General features: G+C 57.3%; 21 protein-coding genes. 7 read left to right on the top strand and 14 right to left on the bottom strand.

Going from position 1 to position 20,985, the window contains the following annotated elements; genetic code table 11:
• Window positions 1-18 precede the first annotated feature (18 nt).
• From nuoF to ACOI6Z_RS01135, 6 genes are all read right to left on the bottom strand, one after another.
• A complete protein-coding gene (gene nuoF, locus ACOI6Z_RS01160; RefSeq protein ID WP_002913158.1) occupies window positions 19-1,356 on the bottom strand; it encodes an NADH-quinone oxidoreductase subunit NuoF in 1,338 nt (445 codons plus the stop codon).
• Complete coding sequence (gene nuoE / locus ACOI6Z_RS01155) at window positions 1,353-1,853, bottom strand: NADH-quinone oxidoreductase subunit NuoE (protein ID WP_002913160.1); 501 nt, start codon at window positions 1,851-1,853, stop codon at window positions 1,353-1,355. Before nuoE ends, nuoF begins: the two co-directional genes overlap by 4 nt.
• A 2-nt stretch (window positions 1,854-1,855) precedes the next feature.
• The gene (nuoC, locus tag ACOI6Z_RS01150) at window positions 1,856-3,664 is read right to left on the bottom strand and encodes an NADH-quinone oxidoreductase subunit C/D (protein ID WP_004201746.1); all 1,809 of its coding nucleotides are present in this window, start codon (window positions 3,662-3,664) and stop codon (window positions 1,856-1,858) included.
• 87 nt (window positions 3,665-3,751) lie between these two features.
• On the bottom strand, window positions 3,752-4,426 hold the full coding sequence (gene nuoB / locus ACOI6Z_RS01145) for an NADH-quinone oxidoreductase subunit NuoB (protein ID WP_002913178.1): 675 nt from the start codon (window positions 4,424-4,426) through the stop codon (window positions 3,752-3,754).
• A 15-nt stretch (window positions 4,427-4,441) separates the two neighbouring features.
• Entirely contained in the window at window positions 4,442-4,888 is a 447-nt protein-coding gene (gene nuoA, locus ACOI6Z_RS01140; protein ID WP_002913181.1) for an NADH-quinone oxidoreductase subunit NuoA, read from the bottom strand.
• A 650-nt stretch (window positions 4,889-5,538) separates the two neighbouring features.
• Window positions 5,539-6,465, bottom strand: a complete 927-nt coding sequence (locus ACOI6Z_RS01135; protein WP_032453594.1) for a LysR family transcriptional regulator — start codon at window positions 6,463-6,465, stop codon at window positions 5,539-5,541.
• 877 nt (window positions 6,466-7,342) lie between these two features.
• On the opposite strand from ACOI6Z_RS01135, the gene alaA reads away from it, so the two are divergent.
• Window positions 7,343-8,560 (top strand): alanine transaminase AlaA, encoded by a 1,218-nt coding sequence (gene alaA / locus ACOI6Z_RS01130; RefSeq protein ID WP_004201748.1) that lies wholly within the window; start codon window positions 7,343-7,345, stop codon window positions 8,558-8,560.
• A gap of 81 nt (window positions 8,561-8,641) precedes the next feature.
• Window positions 8,642-9,241 carry a 5'-deoxynucleotidase gene (gene yfbR / locus ACOI6Z_RS01125; RefSeq protein ID WP_002913188.1) on the top strand — a complete coding sequence of 200 codons (600 nt, stop codon included), beginning with the start codon at window positions 8,642-8,644 and terminating at the stop codon, window positions 9,239-9,241.
• Window positions 9,242-9,286: 45 nt separating this feature from the next.
• Here yfbR and ACOI6Z_RS01120 read toward each other — a convergent pair whose 3' ends face one another.
• The 4 genes from ACOI6Z_RS01120 to yfbV all read right to left on the bottom strand — a co-directional run bounded on the left by ACOI6Z_RS01120 (window position 9,287) and on the right by yfbV (window position 12,904).
• Window positions 9,287-11,119 carry an SLC13 family permease gene (locus ACOI6Z_RS01120; protein WP_044524269.1) on the bottom strand — a complete coding sequence of 611 codons (1,833 nt, stop codon included), beginning with the start codon at window positions 11,117-11,119 and terminating at the stop codon, window positions 9,287-9,289.
• Window positions 11,120-11,195: 76 nt separating this feature from the next.
• On the bottom strand, window positions 11,196-11,855 hold the full coding sequence (locus ACOI6Z_RS01115) for a sugar phosphatase (protein ID WP_023290514.1): 660 nt from the start codon (window positions 11,853-11,855) through the stop codon (window positions 11,196-11,198).
• A gap of 11 nt (window positions 11,856-11,866) precedes the next feature.
• The gene (locus ACOI6Z_RS01110) at window positions 11,867-12,361 is read right to left on the bottom strand and encodes a YfbU family protein (protein WP_023290515.1); all 495 of its coding nucleotides are present in this window, start codon (window positions 12,359-12,361) and stop codon (window positions 11,867-11,869) included.
• An 87-nt stretch (window positions 12,362-12,448) separates the two neighbouring features.
• Entirely contained in the window at window positions 12,449-12,904 is a 456-nt protein-coding gene (gene yfbV / locus ACOI6Z_RS01105; protein WP_002913194.1) for a terminus macrodomain insulation protein YfbV, read from the bottom strand.
• Between the two features lie 338 nt (window positions 12,905-13,242).
• Between yfbV and ackA the strand changes: the two genes are divergently transcribed.
• Together ackA and pta are read left to right on the top strand one after the other, a co-directional pair.
• Window positions 13,243-14,445: an acetate kinase gene (gene ackA / locus ACOI6Z_RS01100; protein WP_008803940.1), complete on the top strand. Its 1,203-nt coding sequence runs from the start codon at window positions 13,243-13,245 to the stop codon at window positions 14,443-14,445.
• 199 nt (window positions 14,446-14,644) lie between these two features.
• On the top strand, window positions 14,645-16,792 hold the full coding sequence (gene pta / locus ACOI6Z_RS01095; RefSeq protein ID WP_032453599.1) for a phosphate acetyltransferase: 2,148 nt from the start codon (window positions 14,645-14,647) through the stop codon (window positions 16,790-16,792).
• Window positions 16,793-16,882: 90 nt separating this feature from the next.
• Here the strand turns inward: pta and yfcD are convergent, their stop codons facing one another.
• Genes yfcD through yfcF form a run of 3 tightly spaced genes read right to left on the bottom strand, consistent with a single transcriptional unit; the run spans window position 16,883 to window position 18,744 of the window.
• Complete coding sequence (gene yfcD / locus ACOI6Z_RS01090; protein WP_002913197.1) at window positions 16,883-17,434, bottom strand: NUDIX hydrolase YfcD; 552 nt, start codon at window positions 17,432-17,434, stop codon at window positions 16,883-16,885.
• A 57-nt stretch (window positions 17,435-17,491) separates the two neighbouring features.
• Complete coding sequence (gene yfcE, locus ACOI6Z_RS01085) at window positions 17,492-18,043, bottom strand: phosphodiesterase (RefSeq protein ID WP_023290517.1); 552 nt, start codon at window positions 18,041-18,043, stop codon at window positions 17,492-17,494.
• A gap of 56 nt (window positions 18,044-18,099) precedes the next feature.
• Window positions 18,100-18,744 (bottom strand): glutathione transferase, encoded by a 645-nt coding sequence (gene yfcF / locus ACOI6Z_RS01080; RefSeq protein ID WP_048336248.1) that lies wholly within the window; start codon window positions 18,742-18,744, stop codon window positions 18,100-18,102.
• A 180-nt stretch (window positions 18,745-18,924) separates the two neighbouring features.
• Here yfcF and yfcG point away from each other — a divergent pair, with 180 nt between their 5' ends.
• The 3 genes from yfcG to ACOI6Z_RS01065 all read left to right on the top strand — a co-directional run bounded on the left by yfcG (window position 18,925) and on the right by ACOI6Z_RS01065 (window position 20,894).
• On the top strand, window positions 18,925-19,554 hold the full coding sequence (gene yfcG, locus ACOI6Z_RS01075) for a GSH-dependent disulfide bond oxidoreductase (protein WP_023290519.1): 630 nt from the start codon (window positions 18,925-18,927) through the stop codon (window positions 19,552-19,554).
• 65 nt (window positions 19,555-19,619) lie between these two features.
• Window positions 19,620-19,982, top strand: coding sequence for a dihydroneopterin triphosphate 2'-epimerase (gene folX / locus ACOI6Z_RS01070; RefSeq protein ID WP_002913200.1), 363 nt, complete (start codon window positions 19,620-19,622; stop codon window positions 19,980-19,982).
• An 18-nt stretch (window positions 19,983-20,000) separates the two neighbouring features.
• Entirely contained in the window at window positions 20,001-20,894 is an 894-nt protein-coding gene (locus tag ACOI6Z_RS01065) for a TIGR01777 family oxidoreductase (protein WP_017899519.1), read from the top strand.
• On the opposite strand, the gene ACOI6Z_RS01060 is transcribed toward ACOI6Z_RS01065, so the two are convergent.
• Window positions 20,874-20,981 carry a hypothetical protein gene (locus tag ACOI6Z_RS01060; RefSeq protein ID WP_032429195.1) on the bottom strand — a complete coding sequence of 36 codons (108 nt, stop codon included), beginning with the start codon at window positions 20,979-20,981 and terminating at the stop codon, window positions 20,874-20,876. The two genes, ACOI6Z_RS01065 and ACOI6Z_RS01060, sit on opposite strands and share 21 nt — an antisense overlap.
• Window positions 20,982-20,985 lie beyond the last annotated feature (4 nt).

Genomic DNA, 20,985 nt, shown 5'->3' with positions numbered 1-20,985 from the left:
AATAAAAAAACCTTTAGATTACCAGCGCGTCTTAAGCAGGTTCGGCTGAATCCCGTTGATTGCATGGGTATTGCTGAACTGCTGCTTAATGCCAGCCTCGAATTCTTCGCGGAAATATTTAATCGCGCTCTGCAGCGGCTCAACCGCGCCCGGCGCGTGCGCGCAGAAGGTTTTACCCGGGCCCAGGAATCGACACAGTTGCTCAAGGGTTTCGATATCGCCAGGCTGGCCTTCGCCGCGCTCCAGGGCGCGCAGGATCTTCACGCTCCACGGCAGCCCATCACGGCACGGCGTACACCAGCCGCAGGACTCGCGGGCGAAGAACTCTTCGAGGTTGCGCACCAGCGAGACCATGTTGATCTCGTGGTCAACGGCCATCGCCAGCGAGGTGCCCAGACGGCTGCCCGCTTTACCAATGCTTTCGAACTCCATCGGCAGATCGAGGTGCGCTTCGGTGAGGAAGTCGGTCCCTGCCCCACCCGGCTGCCAGGCTTTAAACTTCAGGCCATCGCGCATGCCGCCGGCGTAATCCTCCAGGATCTCGCGGGCAGTGGTGCCGAACGGCAGCTCCCAGACGCCCGGGTTCTTCACGCGGCCGGAGAAGCCCATCAGCTTGGTGCCGGCATCTTTACTGGTGGAGATGTTCTGGTACCACTCAACGCCGTTGGCCAAAATCGCCGGCACGTTGCACAGGGTTTCCACGTTGTTGACGCAGGTCGGCTTACCCCACACGCCGGAGCTCGCCGGGAACGGCGGCTTGGAGCGCGGGTTAGCGCGGCGACCTTCCAGGGAGTTAATCAGCGCCGTCTCTTCGCCGCAGATATAGCGCCCTGCCCCGGTGTGGACAAACAGCTCGAAGTCAAAACCGGTGCCGAGGATGTTTTTCCCCAGCAGGCCCGCCTCGGTGGCTTCGGCAATCGCGCGGCGCAGATGCTGGGCCGCTTCGATATACTCTCCGCGCAGGAAGATGTAGCCGCGGTAGGCCTTCAGCGCAAACGCGGAGATCAGCATGCCTTCCACCAGCAGGTGCGGCAGTTGCTCCATCAGCAGGCGGTCTTTATAGGTGCCCGGCTCCATTTCATCGGCGTTACACAGCAGGTAACGGATGTTCATGGACTCGTCTTTCGGCATCAGGCTCCACTTCAGACCGGTGGAGAAGCCCGCGCCGCCGCGCCCTTTCAGGCCAGCGTCTTTTACCGCCGTGACGATCTCGTCCGGCGCCATGCCGGTCAGCGCTTTTCGCGCCCCTTCATAGCCATTTTTGCTGCGATACTCGTCCAGCCAGACCGGCTGCTTGTCGTCGCGCAGACGCCAGGTGAGCGGATGCGTTTCCGCAGTACGAATTACGGTTTTCATTTGTACTGCTCCAGAAGGTCAGGAATTGCCTCCGGCGTCAGATGGCTGTGAGTGTCCTCATCAATCATCATGGTCGGTCCCTTGTCGCAGTTGCCCAGGCAGCAGGTCGGCAGCAGGGTAAAGCGGCCATCAAAGGTGGTCTGCCCTGGCTTGATGTTCAGCTTCTTCTCGATGGCGGCCTGAATTCCCTGATAGCCGGTAATGTGGCACACCACGCTATCGCAGTAGCGGATCACGTGACGGCCAACCGGCTGGCGGAAAATCTGGCTGTAGAACGTCGCCACGCCTTCGACGTCGCTGGCCGGGATGCCCAGCACATCGGCAATGGCGTAGATCGCGCCATCCGGCACCCAGCCGCGCTGTTTCTGAACGATTTTCAGCGCTTCGATGGACGCCGCACGCGGGTCTTCGTAGTGGTGCTTCTCGTGCTCAATAGCCTCACGCTCTGCCGCACTCAGCTCAAAAGCCTCGGTTTGTGGTTGTTGATTCTCGTGCATAATTAGCGGTCCACGTCTGACATAACAAAATCGATACTACCCAGATAGACGATCAGGTCGGATACCAGGCTGCCGCGGATCGCCGACGGGATCTGCTGCAGGTGCGCAAAGCTCGGCGTGCGGACGCGGGTACGGTAGCTCATGGTGCTGCCGTCGCTGGTCAGGTAGTAACTGTTAATCCCCTTGGTCGCCTCAATCATCTGGAAGGATTCGTTGGCCGGCATGACCGGGCCCCACGATACCTGCAGGAAGTGGGTGATCAGGGTTTCGATATGCTGCAGCGTGCGCTCTTTCGGCGGCGGCGTGGTCAGCGGGTGATCCGCTTTGAACGGCCCTTCCGGCATATTGTCGAGGCACTGCTGAAGAATGCGCAGGCTCTGGCGCAGCTCTTCGACTTTCAGCATCACGCGGGTGTAGCAGTCAGAGACGCCGCCCCCGGTCGGGACTTCGAAGTCGAAGTTTTCATAGCCAGAATAAGGACGCCATTTACGCACGTCGAAGCCGATACCGGTGGCGCGCAGGCCTGCGCCGGTGGTGCCCCACTCCAGCGCCTCTTTAGCGGTATAGGCTGCCACGCCGACGGAACGGCCCTTCAGAATGGTGTTGCGCAGGGCGGCTTTTTCATAGGAGTCCAGACGCTTCGGCATCCACTCGAGGAACTCACGCAGCAGACGATCCCAGCCGCGCGGCAGATCGTGCGCGACGCCGCCGATGCGGAACCACGCCGGGTGCATACGGAAACCGGTGATCGCTTCCACCAGATCGTAGATTTTCTGCCGATCGGTAAAGGCGAAGAAGACCGGGGTCATCGCGCCGACGTCCTGAATAAAGGTAGAGATATACAGCAGGTGGCTGTTGATGCGGAACAGTTCGGAGAGCATTACGCGGATCACGTTGACGCGATCCGGCACGGTGATCCCGGCCAGTTTTTCCACGGCCAGCACGTACGGCATCTCGTTGACGCAACCGCCAAGGTATTCGATACGGTCGGTGTACGGGATGTAGCTGTGCCAGGACTGGCGCTCGCCCATCTTCTCGGCGCCGCGGTGGTGGTAACCGATGTCGGGCACGCAGTCGACGATCTCTTCGCCATCCAGCTGCAGAATAATGCGGAACGCACCGTGCGCGGAGGGGTGGTTCGGACCGAGGTTGAGGAACATGAAGTCCTCGTTGTCGGTGCCGCGCTTCATGCCCCACTCTTCCGGTTTGAAAGTCAGCGCTTCCATCTCCAGATCCTGCTTGGCTTTGGTCAGCTCAAACGGATCGAATTCGGTGGCGCGCGCCGGGTAGTCTTTACGCAGCGGGTGGCCTTCCCAGGTCGGCGGCATCATGATGCGACGCAGGTTCGGGTGGCCATCGAAGGTAATACCAAACATTTCCCAGGTTTCACGCTCATACCAGTTGGCGTTGGGGAACAGTTTGGTGAAGGTCGGCAGATGCAGATCGTTTTCAGACAGCGCCACCTTGAGCATGATGTCGCGGTTGCGGTCGATGGAAATCAGGTGATAGAAAACGGAAAAATCCGCGGCGGGCAGGCCATCGCGGTGCGTGCGCAGACGTTCGTCCATGCCGTGCAGGTCAAACAGCATCACGTAAGGCTTCGGCAATTTCTTCAGGAAATCACCCACCTCAAGCAGCTGCTCGCGCTTGACCCATACCACCGGTACGCCGGTACGGGTTGGCTGAACGGTAAAGGCATCCGGCCCAAAGCGGTTGCGCAGTTCGCCGATCACCGGGTCATCAAGGTGATCGCGGGTTTGCCAGGCTGGTGCGGCGTCATGCGCGGTTAAATCGGTCATATTGTTCACCATTGCAAAAGGTCCGTGGTGACTGCCGGGCGAGACTTCGCGCTGTTGTAGATTGATTTGCGAAGTGCTTCTCCCGCCCGCAGGCGCAAATTAAATCTCGTCCGGCGTCCGCAGATTGGTCACTGCAATACGTTCGCCGCGTTTACGCTCGCGTTCCGACTGCATATTGGCGCGATAGACGCCCTGATCGCCAACCACCCATGAGAGCGGACGACGTTCTTTACCAATGGACTCCTGCAGCAGCATCAGCGCCTGCATATAGGCCTCCGGACGCGGCGGGCAGCCCGGGATGTACACATCGACCGGAATAAACTTATCCACGCCCTGGACGACGGAATAGATGTCGTACATGCCGCCGGAGTTCGCGCAGGCGCCCATGGAGATCACCCACTTCGGCTCCAGCATCTGATCATAGAGACGCTGAATAACCGGCGCCATTTTGGTGAAGCAGGTTCCGGCGACCACCATCAGGTCCGCCTGACGCGGAGAGGCGCGCAGAACTTCGGCCCCAAAGCGCGCAACGTCATGCACCGCAGTGAATGACGTCACCATTTCCACATAACAGCAAGAAAGGCCGAAGTTATACGGCCAAATTGAGTTCTTACGGCCCCAGTTCACCATGTCATGCAGCGCGTGTTCGAGTTTCCCCATATACACGCTTTTGTTGACTTCCTGCTCCAGGGGGTCGGTAACGATCTCCTGTTTCTGCAGGGGGTAACGGTCGTTCTCACCGTTAGGATCTATGCGGGTGAGCGTATAATCCATCTTATTGCCTCGCTTTTACTGCATATGACGGTTAGTGGGACTGTCTGTTTCCGGGTTAACCAGCGTGCGACGGGAACGCGCGGGCGTCCAGTCCAGTGCGCCGATGCGAACGAGATAAACCAGACCAGCCAGTAGCACTAAAATGAAAATTGCGGCTTCCACAAAGCCGACCCAGCCGCTCTCGCGGATGGAGGTCGACCATGCGTAGAGATACAGGGCTTCCACGTCGAAGATCACGAAGAACATGGCAACCAGATAAAACTTCGCAGAAAGACGTAAGCGGGCCGAACCAACGGAGTCGATCCCCGATTCAAACGGCGTGTTTTTGCTACGCGCGCGCGCGCGACCGCCAAGGTACCAGCCGCCGACGAGCATCAGGCAGCACAGACCGATAGCGATGATGAGAAATATAGCGAATGCCCAGTGATGAGCGATGACTTCAGTGGATGTTGACATACGCATTGCTTAACCAAAAAAGTGTAGCGCCAAAACCCTCTGCTCTTACTGGCAGATGAACGCCACAGCGTTTCACGGGAGGAATAAAAAATAACCGTGCAAAAAAGCGTCCCTGGAAGATGTGAGAAGCCCAGATGCCGTGGCTTTTTACCCCTTTCTTTAACCTTTTGTCAACTTTAACAAAAGTTTTCATAACATTAATTTACATTGGAATCTTTTCATTAACATTAAATGCCCTTTTATGCGAAATAACCTTGCATACTGTTCGGTTTTAGTGTTGTTGAATCGTGTCCGTTTCCGTCGTAAATCAAAAATCCCTGCTATTTTGACAGGATTTAGCCTCGATTCCTCCCCCCAAAGAGGGGTATTTTCTTGATCTGCGACACGGTTTTGTTAATTACCCCAGGAAATCGGCAACAATCCATCCGGTTTTTTAACATTAGCAGGAAGTGTTGAAAGTGCAGGAAAAAGTCGACAAGGTGAGCGCCCGGTCACGCCAATATGCTGATTTTTCTGCAAAGAAATAAAAAAAAGATTCAAAACATCAATAAGAGTGCAAAAAAAAGAGCCACCAGACGAGAAACCCACCCCTGAGGCTCTTTTTGGACACTTACATTCTGTTACCAGTTTTTGTGATCTTTGTTAGCAAAATAACCTCACAAAATGAAGGTGCTTCCTCCCTCTTCCGGAGTAAGGGCCGGCCCCGCGCGCCAGGGATCGCTCTCCTGGCTCAGGGACTGAAAAATCGCCTGCGGTAGTTCGCTCACCGTCTGCGGATTGCAGCTGACCACGTACCGGGTATCCGGCAGTACCGGCAGGCCATCGCTAATGCCGGCCACGCGCAAATCCGGGCTCATCATTTCGACCGGACGCGCGGTGACCCCCAGCCCGGCTTTCACTGCCGCTTTCACCCCGGAGAGCGACGAGGCGCCGTGGGCCAGATGCCAGGAGACGCGGGCAGCCTCCAGCGCGGCGATGATGTCCTCACGGAACGGGCCAGGCTCTTCGAGCAGGATCAGGGGGATCGATTCCCCTTTCGCCAGCACGTAGTCCGCCGCACAGTACCAGAGGGTAGGCGACGTTCTCAGCGTGAAAGCGGTAAAACCGGGAAGCTGATGGGTGGTTAATGCCAGATCGACCTCTCCCCCGCTCAGCATCGCCATGATGACGGCGTGGGGATGGACTTTAATCTCCAGCGTCATTCTGGGATAGAAGCAGCCGATGCGGTTTAACAGAAACGGCAGGATAGTATCAGCGGTTTCTTCCGACGCGCCGATGGTCAGTCCCCCCTGCAGACTGCCATACATCAGCGACATGCAGGCTTCATCGTTAAAGCGCAGGATTTTGCGGGCATAGCCCAGCAGCTGGATGCCCTGCTCGGTCAGCAGTTTATTGCGTCCGTGACGAGCGAAAAGCTCCTTGCCAACCAGCTGCTCCAGGCGTTGCATTTGCTGGCTGACCGCGGACTGGGTACGGCACACTGCGGCGGCGGCGGCGGCGAAGGTGTTCAAATCAGCGACGGCTACAAAGGTGCGCAGCAGATCGAGATCGAGGTTGAGTATCGGACGTGTTGTATTAATCATCTTTCTTCACTTACAGGTGGCTAACGCTGACCTGCCTTGTTGATGCTTTACGCCAGGTTTCCGGCTATTCCCTGAGCCTTGTGCTCACCGTCAGATGGCGGATAAACAACTGGACGAACGTTATTACATGCCAAAGTACTCATCTGAGCAAATGCGCAGAACACCGGAGTAATATATTGTTCGTATTCCTCATTATTATTAATTACCACGGCCAGCAAGGCGTCATACGTCGCCCCGGGAAATCGCACAGTGGTGGTGAGAAAGCCTCTTTTTCGCCGGACGTCTTTTTTGGCGAAAAACGAACAATAAAATTCTGTAATAACAATATATTAGATACCAATTCAGCCGTAAATCATACCGACTACCACTGATATTAACGGCGATATTCTAACCGATTCCCATCCTTTTTATAAGCCTTAATAAGGATTAACTGAGTTAATTTTAAATTTTTTTCAACATTTTATATAAATTAACAAACCTCAGATTATTACCTGTCAAAAATAATAATAATGCGCTTGCGCACAGTTTTTTATTAAAATTACTTAACATCAAGATTACAAATCAACCGCTATTACATTAAGGATAGCGTTTTTTTGCGGCCATCCATTCTTCAGCCCCTCCGTTTACCAGACAAACAAACCAGATAAATGATGGTAAAAAAGGCACTACCTCAACATAGACGACCGAAAAAATGCCATGAAAAGGCATAAACCACAGGAAAAATCAGCAAGCAGCAGATAAATCAATTACGCTTAAAATCCTGCGTTAGCAAAATCTTCTCCTGCAAAGCCTTCAAAACAGCGGGGAGGCGGAGTACATTGTTCCGTGCTGACTTCCACGGCAGGGAGTGGCGATAACAGCTAAAAGGTCAAGATTCATGTCCCCCATCGAAAAATCCAGCAAGTTAGAGAACGTCTGTTATGACATCCGCGGCCCGGTTCTGAAAGAAGCGAAACGTCTTGAAGAAGAAGGCAATAAGGTTCTGAAACTGAACATCGGCAACCCGGCGCCCTTCGGCTTCGAAGCCCCTGACGAGATCCTCGTCGACGTCATCCGCAATCTGCCTACCGCCCAGGGTTACTGCGATTCGAAAGGATTGTACTCGGCGCGTAAAGCCATCATGCAGCATTACCAGGCGCGGGGAATGCGCGATGTCACCGTGGAAGATATTTACATCGGCAACGGCGTGTCCGAACTGATTGTCCAGGCGATGCAGGCGCTGTTAAACAGCGGCGATGAGATGCTGGTTCCCGCCCCGGACTACCCGCTGTGGACGGCGGCGGTGTCCCTTTCCAGCGGTAAAGCGGTGCACTATCTGTGTGACGAATCCTCTGACTGGTTCCCGGATCTTGACGATATCCGCGCTAAAATTACGCCTCGCACCCGCGGGATCGTGATCATCAACCCTAACAACCCCACCGGCGCGGTCTATTCCAAAGAGCTGCTGCAGGAGATCGTGGAGATCGCCCGCCAGCACAACCTGATTATTTTCGCCGATGAGATCTACGACAAGATCCTCTACGACGAAGCCCAGCATCACTCCATTGCCGCTCTGGCGCCCGATCTGCTGACGGTGACCTTCAACGGACTGTCGAAAACTTACCGCGTCGCCGGCTTCCGTCAGGGCTGGATGGTGCTGAATGGCCCGAAAAAACATGCGAAAGGCTATATCGAAGGACTGGAAATGCTGGCGTCGATGCGTCTGTGCGCCAACGTGCCGGCCCAGCATGCTATCCAGACGGCGCTGGGCGGCTACCAGAGTATCAGCGAATTCATCATTCCCGGCGGGCGTCTGTATGAACAACGCAACCGCGCCTGGGAGTTGATCAACGATATTCCGGGCGTCTCCTGCATGAAGCCAAAAGGCGCGCTGTACATGTTCCCGAAAATCGACGCCAAACGCTTCAATATTCACGATGACCAGAAAATGGTGCTCGATTTCCTGCTGCAGGAGAAAGTGCTGCTGGTGCAGGGTACTGCCTTTAACTGGCCGTGGCCGGATCACGTACGCATTGTGACCCTGCCTCGCGAAGACGACCTGGAGATGGCGATCTCCCGCTTCGGCCGCTTCCTCTCCGGCTACCATCAGCTGTAATCGTGCCGCCGCCGGCATTTGCATCCGGCGGCGATCCCTGCGCACAATGGAACCCGATGTTGTCACTGATTAAGGGTTCCTATGAGTCAGAGTCATTTCTTTGCCCACCTCTCCCGTCTGAAACTGATCAACCGCTGGCCGCTGATGCGCAACGTGCGCACTGAAAATGTCTCCGAGCACAGCCTGCAGGTGGCGATGGTCGCCCACGCGCTGGCGGCGATCAAAAACCGCAAATTCGGCGGCCAGGTCAACGCCGAGCGTATCGCCTTGTTAGCGATGTACCATGACGCCTCGGAAGTCTTAACTGGCGATCTCCCTACTCCGGTGAAATATTTCAATTCGCAGATTGCCCAGGAATATAAGGCGATTGAGAAAATCGCCCAGCAGAAGCTGGTGGATATGGTGCCTGACGAGCTGCGCGATATTTTCGAACCGCTGATTGACGAGCATCACTACAGTGAGGAAGAGCAGTCGATCGTCAAACAGGCTGACGCCCTCTGCGCCTACCTGAAATGCCTCGAAGAGCTGTCGGCGGGCAACAACGAATTTCTGCTGGCCAAAGGCCGTCTGGAAAAAACGCTGGCGTCGCGGCGCAGCGCGGAGATGGATTACTTTATGCAGGTGTTTGTCCCGAGCTTCCAGCTGTCGCTGGATGAAATCAGCCAGGATTCGCCGCTGTAATTTTTCAGGCCGGGCCGTGGTCGCCCCCTACCCGGCCTGCATACCTTAAAACGGGAAGAGCACCGGGATCAGCAGGACGCAGACCACCATTACCAGCACGGTAAAGGGCACGCCAATCTTTACAAAGTCGCTGAAGGAATACTTACCCGGGCCAAGCACCAGGGTGTTGACCGGCGAGGAGACCGGGGTCATAAACGCCGCCGAAGCCGCCATCGCCACCACCATGGCAAAGGGATAGGGCGACACGCCCATCGACTTCGCCGCCGCTAAGGCAATAGGCGCCATCAGCACTGCGGTGGCCGTGTTAGAGATAAACAGGCCTATCGCCGCGCACATCACAAACAGGCAGCCGAGCATCAGATAAGGCCCCTCGCCTCCGGCAACGTCCATCAGTCCCTTGACCACCAGATCCACCCCACCGGTTTTCTGCAAGGCCAGGGCAAACGGCATCATCCCGACAATCAGAATAATGCTCGGCCAGTGGATCGCCTTGTAGGCGCTTTCGGCGTTGATGCAGCGGAATTTGCCCATCAGCAGACAGGCGATGATCGCGGCGATAGGGTTGGGGATTTCATCCGTCAGCATCAGGGCCACCATCAGCACCAGACAGAAAATCGCGTGCGGAGCCTGGCTGTGGGCCGGCGAAGCGTCATCGACCTCAACCGGCATATTGAGCACCACGAAATCCCGACCGCGCTTCGCCAGCAGGGCAATTTGCCGCCAGTTGCCGACCACCAGCAGGATATCGCCGAGTTGCAGCGGCTCATCGACCACGGAACCATCCATCGCTTTGCCATCGCGCTTCATGCCGACGATATTGAGACCAAACCGGGTGCGGAAGGCTATCTCACGCACCGTTTTGCCTATCATCTCTGAATCCGGGATCAGCGCCACCTCCGCCATCCCCACATCCAGCGCCTGATCGGCAAAATACTCGCCGCGCAGCACCATCGGCTCGAGCATTTGCTCGCCGCAGAACTGGCGCAGGTCGACATCGGAGGCGGACATATCGATCAGCAGGACGTCGCGGGCGCGAAATTCCGATACCCCGTTGACGTTAACAATCACCCGACGGAACCGCCGCCAGCGCTCAACGCCGATGACGTTGGCACAGTAGCGCTCACGCAGCTTTAAATCATCCAGCCGCTGACCGATCATCGGCGAACCGGGTCGGATCGCCAGCCGGCGGGCGCGGCCGGTGAGGTGATATTCGCGAATCAAATCGCGGAAGGTGCTTCTTTTTCGTCCATCGCGCGCGGATTCGCCATTATCCGTCTTCAGCATAAAGCGCACCGCCAGCATATAGACGATGCCCAGGATCAGCACCACCAGGCCAATCGGCGTGACGCTGAAAAAACTGAAGCCGTGCAGCCCTTCGCGCAGCAGTTCGCTGTTGACCACCAGGTTGGGCGGCGTGGCCACCAGGGTCATCATCCCGCTGATAAGCCCGGCAAAGCTCAGCGGCATCATCAGCCGCGAGGGGGAGGTATTCATCCGCGCCGAGACGCTAAGGACCACCGGAATGAAAATGGCGACCACGCCGGTGGAGCTCATAAACGCGCCCAGCCCGGCGACGGTGAGCATCAGGTAGATCAGCATTTTGGTTTCGCTGTTGCCTGCTACGCTCACCAGCCAGGCGCCCATCTTGGTGGCTACCCCGGTACGCACGAGGCCGTCGCCGATAATAAACAGGGCGGCAATCAGGATCACGTTAGGATCGCTGAACCCGGAAAAAGCTTCGGTCAGCGTCAGCGTGCCGCTGAGGACAAAGGCGACAATGACCATCAGGGCGATAGCATCCATGCGCACCTTGCCGGTAGCAAACAGCACAACCGCGATGGCCAGGAGGGATAAAACCCAAATCAATTCACCGTTCACAACGTTTCCTTGTCACAAGTGGGAGTCGACATAGTGGCATAAAAAAGCCCCGACGACGCGGGGCGAAATCATGGGTTTACGCTTTAAGACGCACATTCACCACGCCGTCGGCCTGGCGTTCAACCAGCAGATCTTCCAGGCTGCTCAGCACGAGGTCGGCTTCATCCAGACGGGGGGCATCGGCAGGCACCTTGACCGCGATGGTGCGACAGCCTGCCGTCAGCCCGGAGAGCAGCCCCGCCGGCGCATCTTCCACCACCGCGCACTCCCCGGCAGGCAGCCCCAGCCGCTCGGCGCCCAGCAGATAGGCGTCCGGCGCCGGCTTGCCGTGCTTCACTTGCTCAGCGGTGACAAACACCTCCGGCATCGGCAGGCCCGCCGCGCGGTGACGCGCGTGCGCAACCGGAATCGAGCCGGAGGTGACAATCGCCCACGGGATCCCAGCCTCATTGAGCGAATTCAGCAGGGCTAACGCCCCCGGCAGGGCGACGATGCCTTCGATATCAGTGGCTTCCATCTGCTCGAGATAACGGAATTCGGCCTGGATATCCTCCTCGCTGCGACCCGGCATAAAATGGCGAATGGAGGTAATGGCCTGCTTGCCGTGAATAAAACTGAGAATTTCATCATGGTCGATGGCGAAACGATCCCCCCACTTGCACCATGAACGCTCCACCACCGGCAAGGAATCCACCAGCGTCCCGTCTAAATCGAACAGGAAACCTTTACACTGCACGGGCACCTCCCTCAGGCATTGATGATTTGGTTAATTTCGTTACTGCTCAGATGATACTGGCGCGGGCAGGCGTGCCAGACGCTCAGCATCCGCTGATATTTCTCCCACATCGGGGTCTGCGAGTTAAAGCCATGGGTGCCGGCGTCAAAGTGGCTGTAACGGCCTTCAACATTGACCATAAAGCGCACGTAGCCGAGAAAACGCGCTTCGGTGGCGGCATCAAAGCCGAGGAAGGTGACCCGACGCTCGTCGATACCCTCCGCGTCTTTCAGGTTGGTCCAGGAGACGTGTAGCGCGTGGTACATCTCCATGATGTCGATAACGGTACGGCAGGTTTCTTCCGTCAACTGGCCGAACTCGCGGTCCAGTTCACGCATCTGCAGCCCATACCCACGCTCAATGATGGTTTGCAGACGACGGTAGCGCTCCGCATTGTCCGGGTCGAGCATCGTCATCATTTTGTACTGATTGGATAAAATCAGACGCTGCGCATTGGTCATTTCCATGTTGTGACTCCTGTAGCACGGTAGGGCGTGAAATAAAGAAGGCGCATAAATCATGCGCCTTCTTTTATATGCGTTTTCCGTAGTGAATTACAAATCATCAAGGAAAGTTTTATCGAGTTGTTTGAAGGCGCGCTTAAGCGTGTCAGCCAGCGCCTGATAATCGGGCTTGCCTTCGACAGGCGCCAGCGCCTGCCCCGCCTCCTGCAGTTTGCCGCGTACTTCGTAGAACCAGTTAAGAATGGAAGGCGGCAGCGGCGTCACTGAACGTTTACCCAACCACCATAACCCCTGCATCGGCAGGCTCAATGCAAACAGCGCGGTGGCCACGGCGGGACCCAGCTGGCCGCCCAGCGCTATCTGCCAGCAGAGGGTGAAAATGGCGATCGGCGGCATGATGCGGATGGCGTAGCGGGTGGCACGAATGATGCGGTTTTCAATAAATACCGGCGCGAGGCGCTTGTCGAGAGGCCAGGTCTTGGCGTAGTGCTGCCCGCGGTTGAACAAGCTAAAGAAGCTAACGGGGCGTTTCTCAGGGGTCGACATGGCTTTACCTCAACTTTACATATAAAACTTAAAAAATTCGTGCAAAACACCAACTATGCATGACATCGTTCAAAAGATTTTGGCAAAGGATGCCGCAATCAGGTATCCTGTGCCCGCCTGAAAGGGCGGATAGACTCTTTTGCCAGGCTAGTCAAATTATCGCATATTCTGCCATTGGCTGAAAATTATGCAAAATGGCATAAAATCAAATGTACTTATCTCATCGTGCCTGAAAACAGAACAAGGCATGATGTTAATCATAAATGTCGAGGTCATCCTGCGCTACGCTAATGACACACTGACGTTTTTTTAGCCACGTATCATAAAAAGGTACTTCCATGTCGAGTAAGTTAGTACTGGTTCTGAACTGCGGTAGCTCCTCTCTGAAATTTGCTATCCTTGACGCCGTGAACGGCGACGAATACCTGTCCGGTTTAGCGGAATGCTTCCACCTGCCGGAAGCCCGTATCAAATGGAAAATTGACGGCGGCAAACAAGAAGCCGAATTAGGCGCGGGCGCCGCGCACAGCGAAGCACTGAACTTTATCGTTAACACTATTCTGGCACAAAAACCAGAACTGTCTGCTCAGCTGACCGCAATCGGCCACCGTATCGTCCACGGCGGCGAAAAATACACCAGCTCCGTAGTCATCGACGAGTCCGTGATTCAGGGCATTAAAGACGCCGCGTCCTTCGCCCCGCTGCACAACCCGGCACACCTGATCGGCATCGCTGAAGCGCTGAAATCCTTCCCGCACCTGAAAGACAAAAACGTGGCAGTATTCGATACGGCGTTCCACCAGACCATGCCGGAAGAATCCTATCTCTACGCCCTGCCGTACAGCCTGTACAAAGAGCACGGCGTTCGTCGTTACGGCGCGCACGGCACCAGCCACTTCTACGTGACTCAGGAAGCCGCTAAGATCCTGAACAAGCCGGTTGAAGAGCTGAACATCATCACCTGCCACCTCGGCAACGGTGGTTCGGTTTCCGCTATTCGTAACGGCAAATGCGTTGACACCTCCATGGGTCTGACCCCGCTGGAAGGCCTGGTGATGGGTACCCGCTCCGGCGATATCGATCCGGCCATCATCTTCCATCTGCACGACACCCTGGGCATGAGCGTTGACGCCATCAACAAAATGCTGACCAAAGAGTCCGGCCTGCTGGGCCTGACCGAAGTCACCAGCGACTGCCGCTACGTGGAAGACAACTACCAGGAAAAAGCCGACGCTAAACGCGCGATGGACGTCTACTGCCACCGCCTGGCGAAATACATCGGCTCCTACACCGCGCTGATGGACGGCCGTCTCGACGCCGTGATCTTCACCGGTGGCATCGGTGAAAACGCCGCGATGGTGCGTGAGCTGTCGCTGGGCAAACTGGGCGTACTGGGCTTTGAAGTTGACCATGAGCGTAACCTGGCTGCCCGCTTCGGCAAGTCTGGCTTCATCAACAAAGAAGGCACCCGTCCAGCCGTGGTTATCCCGACCAACGAAGAGCTGGTCATCGCGCAAGACGCCAGCCGTCTGACCGCATAATTCCACACCGCCAGCCCTGACCCGCAATACTTCGAGCTGCAGGAAGGCGGCGACACAGCAGATCCCCGGCGCGTACAGCGCGTACGCGACCGGGGTGAGCAAGTAGAGCCAACGCACGTGCAACGTGGAGTATGACGGGTCGCTGGTGGTGCTGTTTTGTATCCCGCCTGATACTGGCGGTAACGAAAGAGGATATACCGTGTCCCGTACTATCATGTTAATTCCTACCGGTACCAGCGTAGGCCTGACCAGCGTCAGCCTCGGTGTGATCCGCGCTATGGAACGCAAAGGCGTTCGTCTGAGCGTCTTTAAACCTATCGCCCAGCCGCGCTCCGGCGGCGATGCCCCGGACCAGACCACCACCATCGTTCGCGCCAGCTCCTCCACCACCACCGCTGCTGAACCGCTGAAGATGAACCACGTTGAGTCTCTGCTCTCCAGCAATCAGAAAGATGTGCTGATGGAAGAGATCATCGCCAACTACCACGCGAACACTCAGGACGCGGAAGTGGTACTGGTGGAAGGCCTGGTGCCGACCCGTAAGCATCAGTTCGCCCAAGCGCTGAACTTTGAAATCGCCAAAACCCTGAACGCGGAAATCGTCTTCGTGATGTCGCAGGGCACTGATACGCCAGAACAGCTGAACGAGCGTATTGAACTGACCCGCAATAGCTTTGGCGGCGCGAAAAACACCAGCATCACCGGCGTTATCATCAACAAACTGAATGCGCCGGTCGACGAGCAGGGCCGTACCCGTCCTGACCTGTCAGAAATCTTCGACGACTCATCCAAAGCGAAAGTCGTGAAGATCGACCCGGCTCAGCTGCAAAACGGCAGCGCGCTGCCGGTGCTGGGCGCCGTACCGTGGAGCTTCGATCTGATCGCCACCCGCGCGATCGACATGGCCCATCACCTGAATGCGACCATCATCAACGAAGGCGACATCAACACCCGCCGCGTCAAATCCGTGACCTTCTGCGCGCGCAGCATCCCGCACATGCTGGAGCACTTCCGCGCGGGCTCGCTGCTGGTTACCTCCGCAGATCGTCCTGACGTGCTGGTTGCCGCCTGCCTGGCAGCGATGAACGGCGTGGAAATCGGCGCCATCCTGCTGACCGGCGGCTATGAAATGGACGCGCGCATCAGCAAGCTGTGCGAACGCGCCTTCGCCACCGGCCTGCCGGTATTCATGGTCAACACCAACACCTGGCAGACCTCCCTGAGCCTGCAGAGCTTCAACCTCGAAGTACCGGTTGACGATCACGAGCGCATTGAGAAAGTTCAGGAATACGTCGCCAACTACATCAACGCCGACTGGATCGAATCGCTGACCGCGACCTCCGAGCGCAGCCGTCGTCTCTCCCCGCCAGCCTTCCGCTACCAGTTGACCGAGCTGGCGCGCAAAGCCGGCAAACGCGTGGTTCTGCCGGAAGGCGACGAGCCGCGTACCGTGAAAGCCGCCGCTATCTGCGCCGAACGCGGGATCGCCACCTGTGTGCTGCTGGGTAACCCGGATGAGATCAACCGTGTTGCGGCAGCGCAGGGCGTTGAGCTGGGCGCCGGTATCGAAATCGTCGACCCGGAAGTGGTACGCGAAAGCTACGTGGCTCGCCTGGTCGAACTGCGTAAGAGCAAGGGCATGACCGAAGCGGTCGCCCGCGAGCAGCTGGAAGATAACGTGGTTCTCGGCACCCTGATGCTGGAACAAGACGAAGTCGACGGCCTGGTGTCCGGCGCGGTACACACCACCGCCAACACCATTCGTCCGCCGCTGCAGCTGATCAAAACCGCACCGGGCAGCTCGCTGGTCTCTTCGGTGTTCTTCATGCTGCTGCCGGAACAGGTTTACGTTTACGGCGACTGCGCGATCAACCCGGATCCGACCGCAGAGCAGCTGGCGGAAATCGCGATTCAGTCCGCTGACTCCGCGATTGCCTTCGGCATCGAACCGCGCGTGGCGATGCTCTCCTACTCCACCGGTACTTCCGGCGCGGGTAGCGATGTAGAAAAAGTCCGCGAAGCGACCCGCCTGGCGCAGGAAAAACGTCCTGATCTGATGATCGACGGTCCGCTGCAGTATGACGCCGCGGTGATGGCTGACGTCGCGAAATCCAAAGCGCCGAACTCGCCGGTAGCTGGCCGCGCGACCGTGTTCATCTTCCCGGATCTGAACACCGGTAACACCACTTACAAAGCGGTACAACGCTCTGCCGACCTGATCTCCATCGGGCCGATGCTGCAGGGTATGCGCAAGCCGGTCAACGATCTGTCTCGTGGCGCGCTGGTAGACGATATCGTCTACACCATCGCACTGACCGCGATCCAGTCAGCTCAGCAGCAGAAGTAATCGCTCGCTGAGAGAAAAGCAAAAGGCAGCCAGATGGCTGCCTTTTTTTGTCAGGAGGCGAACAGCGTTTGCTGCCACGCGTTCGCGCGATTATTCGCGCTCGCTCTCTTCCGCGTCATCATACTCGTTACCGGCGTTGCGGGTCATCCACAGCGCCAGCGCTTTCAGGGAGTCGGGCGTGAACTCATCGCAGCGGGCGGTGATCTCTTCCGGCGTTAACCAGCACACCTCGCTTACCTCTTCTTCCTGCAGGGCAAACGGCCCGTGGGAAACGCAGCTGAACAGGCTTCCCCAGACGCGGCAGAATTTATCTTCGTAGTAGAACTGGCCGTGATCGGCGAACGGCACCCCGGCGATGCCTAACTCCTCTTCCGCCTCGCGGCGGGCCGACTCCAGCAATTGCTCATCAGCCTGCACGACGCCGCCGGCGGTGGCATCCAGCATGCCCGGATGAAAGTCTTTTGTCTCGGTGCGTCGCTGCACCAGAATTTTCCCCATTCCGTCGTGAACGACGATATAGGTCGCCCGGTGGCGCAGGCACTGCGCGCGCATCTGCTCGCGGCTGGACTGTGCTATCACCTCATTGTTTTCATTAACAATATCGACCCATTCTGTGCTTGCCAAATGATTCTGTTCCGCCATCAGGAAACCTTACTTTAAAAGCGCTCTTGCGGCGCGTCTTTATGATTGAGGGCTAAATTACGGGTAAATTGCGACCTCTGCAATAACCTGATTATCATTGAGTGCTAAAACCTGCAGACGCCCCTCATCCAGTAGCCCATAGCTGGCGGAATATCCCCCTTTCGGGATACTCACTGAGCCTGGATTAAACAGAGAGATCGCCCCGCGTTTTTCAGCAACCGGAATATGAGTATGGCCATACGCCAGGACATCGCCAGCGGCAAGTGGCGGCAAATTGTCCGGGCTATACAGATGACCGTGGGTCAGAAACAGGCGATAGCCTTCGCCAAGCACCTGCTGCCAGGGCGCGGTCATGGGAAAACGAAGCAGCATTTGATCCACTTCGCTGTCGCAGTTACCGCGGACGGCAATGATGCGCTCCGCCACGCTGTTCAGCCGCTCGGCCACCTCCGCCGGCGCATAGCCTTCCGGCAACGCGTTGCGCGGTCCGTGATTAAGCACATCGCCGAGGATGATCAGCCACCTGGCGCCACTTTGCGCGAAACGTTCAAGCACGCGTTCCGTGGCGGGCAGCGAACCATGAATATCGGAGGCAAACATCAGCTTCATAGGTTCCATCTCCACTGGTTACGATGCCTCTATGATAGCGGAAGCGCAGCGGGTTATCAGCCTCCGCGTTTGGCGGAAAGCGCCACGTAACGCTGGATTGAGGCCCGCTGCCACTGGAACGCCGCATAATCCGCCAGCGCCTCCGGCACCTCATCGCCATTGAGAACCAGACGATTGAGCATCAGCGCCAGGTCGGCGTCGGCTATAGACCATTCGCCGAATAAATTTTGCCCGCCGTGGGCCAGCAGTGTGGTCGCGGTGGCAAACAGTTTTTCCGCCGACCGCTTGCCTGCCTCGCTGAGCGCCGGCATTTTCACTCCGCCAAACACCACGGCGGTGGATCGCTCTTCACGAATGGGCACCAGATCGCTGCGCAGCCAGGCCTGGATCTGCCGGGCGCGGGCCCGCTTTTGCAGATCGTGTGGATAAAGGCGCTCCCACTCAGGCGGCGCGAAACGCTCATCCAGATATTCGGTAATCGCCGAAGACTCGCTCAGCGCGAAATCGTCAACCTCCAGCAGCGGTACGCGACGGGTGGCGGTATAGCCCGTCCAGCCGGCCTGCAGATGTTCGCCGCGGTTCAGGTCGATGGTTTTAAGGCTAAAAGGCAGGCTCTTTTCCTGCAGCGCGACATAGACAGACATCACGTACGGTGAGAAAAAATCGGCATCGGACCACAGGGTAATCACAGGCTGGCTCATAGCTTCCTCAGGGTTGGTAGACAGGGCAATAAACCAACATAGCCTGTCTTACAGGCGATGTCACTGCTCGCCCGCTGCGTGGCTGGCGACAGACCGACGCGCCGCTCGCGGATTTTCTCCCGGGTCGCGCAGCTTCACCTATACTCGATCAGTTTGCGACCCACGACGGCGGGAAATATTATGATCGATCTCTACTATGCGCCCACCCCAAACGGCCACAAAATCACCCTCTTTCTCGAAGAGGCGCAGCTGGCTTATCGGCTAATCCGGGTCGATATCGGTAAAGGGGAGCAGTTTCATCCGCAGTTTCTGGCGATTTCGCCGAATAACAAAATTCCGGCTATCGTCGACCACATGCCTGCCGACGGCGGCGCGCCGTTGAGCGTCTTTGAGTCCGGCGCCATTCTGCTCTATCTGGCGGAAAAAAGCGGCAAGCTGCTGAGCGGGGAGCTGCGGGCGCGCTATACCACCCTGCAGTGGCTGTTCTGGCAGGTCGGCGGCCTGGGACCGATGCTAGGGCAAAATCAGCATTTTTCCCACTCAGCGCCGCAAACCGTGCCCTACGCGATTGAGCGTTTTCAGGTGGAAACCCAGCGACTCTACGGGGTACTGAATCACCGCCTGGGATCCAGCCCGTGGCTGGGCGGGGACCACTACAGCATCGCCGACATCGCCGCCTGGCCCTGGGTGAACTGCCATGTCCGCCAGCGGATCGATCTGGCGAACTATCCGGCGGTGCATAACTGGTATGAGCGCATTAAGCAGCGGCCGGCGACGGTGGAAGCGATGCTAAAAATTCAGTCTTATTAACCCCCTGCTCGCCCGTCGCGCTTTGTTGTATGATTGCAGGACTTACACCACGGAGGAAGCCTGCAATGTCTCAACCAGACGCCATTATTCGTATTAAGAACCTGCGCCTGCGTACTTTTATTGGTATTAAAGAGGAAGAGATCGCCAACCGCCAGGACGTGGTGGTGAATGTGGCCATTCACTACCCTGCCGATAAAGCGCGCGACAGCGAGGACATTAATGATGCGTTGAACTACCGCACCATTACCAAACGCATCATCAGCCATCTTGAGAATGGTCGTTTTTCGCTGCTGGAAAAATTAACTCAGGATGTGCTGAATATCGCATGCGAACATCACTGGGTCACATATGCTGAAGTGGAGATCGATAAACTTCACGCGCTGCGCTATGCCGACTCGGTATCCATGACCATGAGCTGGCGGCGCTAACCATGTCAGGGAGGTGGTATGAAGATCCTGCTTACTGGTGGTACCGGCCTGATTGGCCGACATCTGATACCCAGATTGCTGGAGCTCGGGCATAGCGTCACGGTCTCCACCCGGCATCCGGATACCGCCCGCGCCCGTCTCGATCCGCGCGTCACGCTGTGGCGCGATTTCGAGGGCCATCACCACCTCAATGACATCGATGCCGTCATCAATCTGGCGGGCGAGCCCATCGCCGATAAACGCTGGACCGCCGAACAGAAACAGCGCTTATGCCATAGTCGCTGGGATCTCACTCAGCGGTTGGTGGGCCTGATCCACGCCAGCGACACCCCTCCCTCCGTGCTGATCAGCGGGTCAGCCACCGGCTATTACGGCGACCTCGGCGAAGTGGTAGTGACCGAAGAAGAGCCGCCGCACAATGAGTTTACCCATAAGCTCTGCGCCCGCTGGGAGCAAATTGCCTGCGAAGCGCAAAGCGAGCGCACTCGCGTCTGTCTGCTGCGCACCGGCGTGGTACTGGCGCCGCGGGGCGGTATTCTCGGCAAAATGACCCCAGCCTTTAAGCTCGGCCTCGGCGGGCCTATCGGCAGCGGCAGACAGTACCTGGCCTGGATCCATATCGACGATATGGTTAACGGCATTCTGTGGCTGCTGGATAACGATCTGCGCGGCCCGTTCAATATGGTTTCGCCCTATCCCGTGCATAACGAGCAGTTCGCCCACGCGCTGGGTCATGCGCTCAATCGACCGGCGATTTTCCGCGTCCCCGCCGCCGCCATCCGCCTGCTGATGGGCGAATCCGCCGTCCTGGTGCTCGGCGGTCAGCGCGCGCTGCCTAAGCGGCTGGAAGCCGCCGGCTTCGCCTTCCGCTGGTACGATCTCGACGAAGCGCTAAAGGATGTGCTGAGTTAATGGCTGACACGGGGGAGCATTGGCTCCCCTGATTCCATTCTGCTGGCTAATGCCCCACGCCAGGATGGTCTCAGCCTGGCGCTGCAGCGTC

Source organism: Klebsiella sp. C239, from assembly GCF_048822715.1.
Taxonomy (GTDB): Bacteria; Pseudomonadota; Gammaproteobacteria; order Enterobacterales; family Enterobacteriaceae; genus Klebsiella; species Klebsiella quasipneumoniae.
Note: the sequence above shows the minus strand (reverse complement) of the source record. Positions and strands in the feature narration are given on the sequence as shown.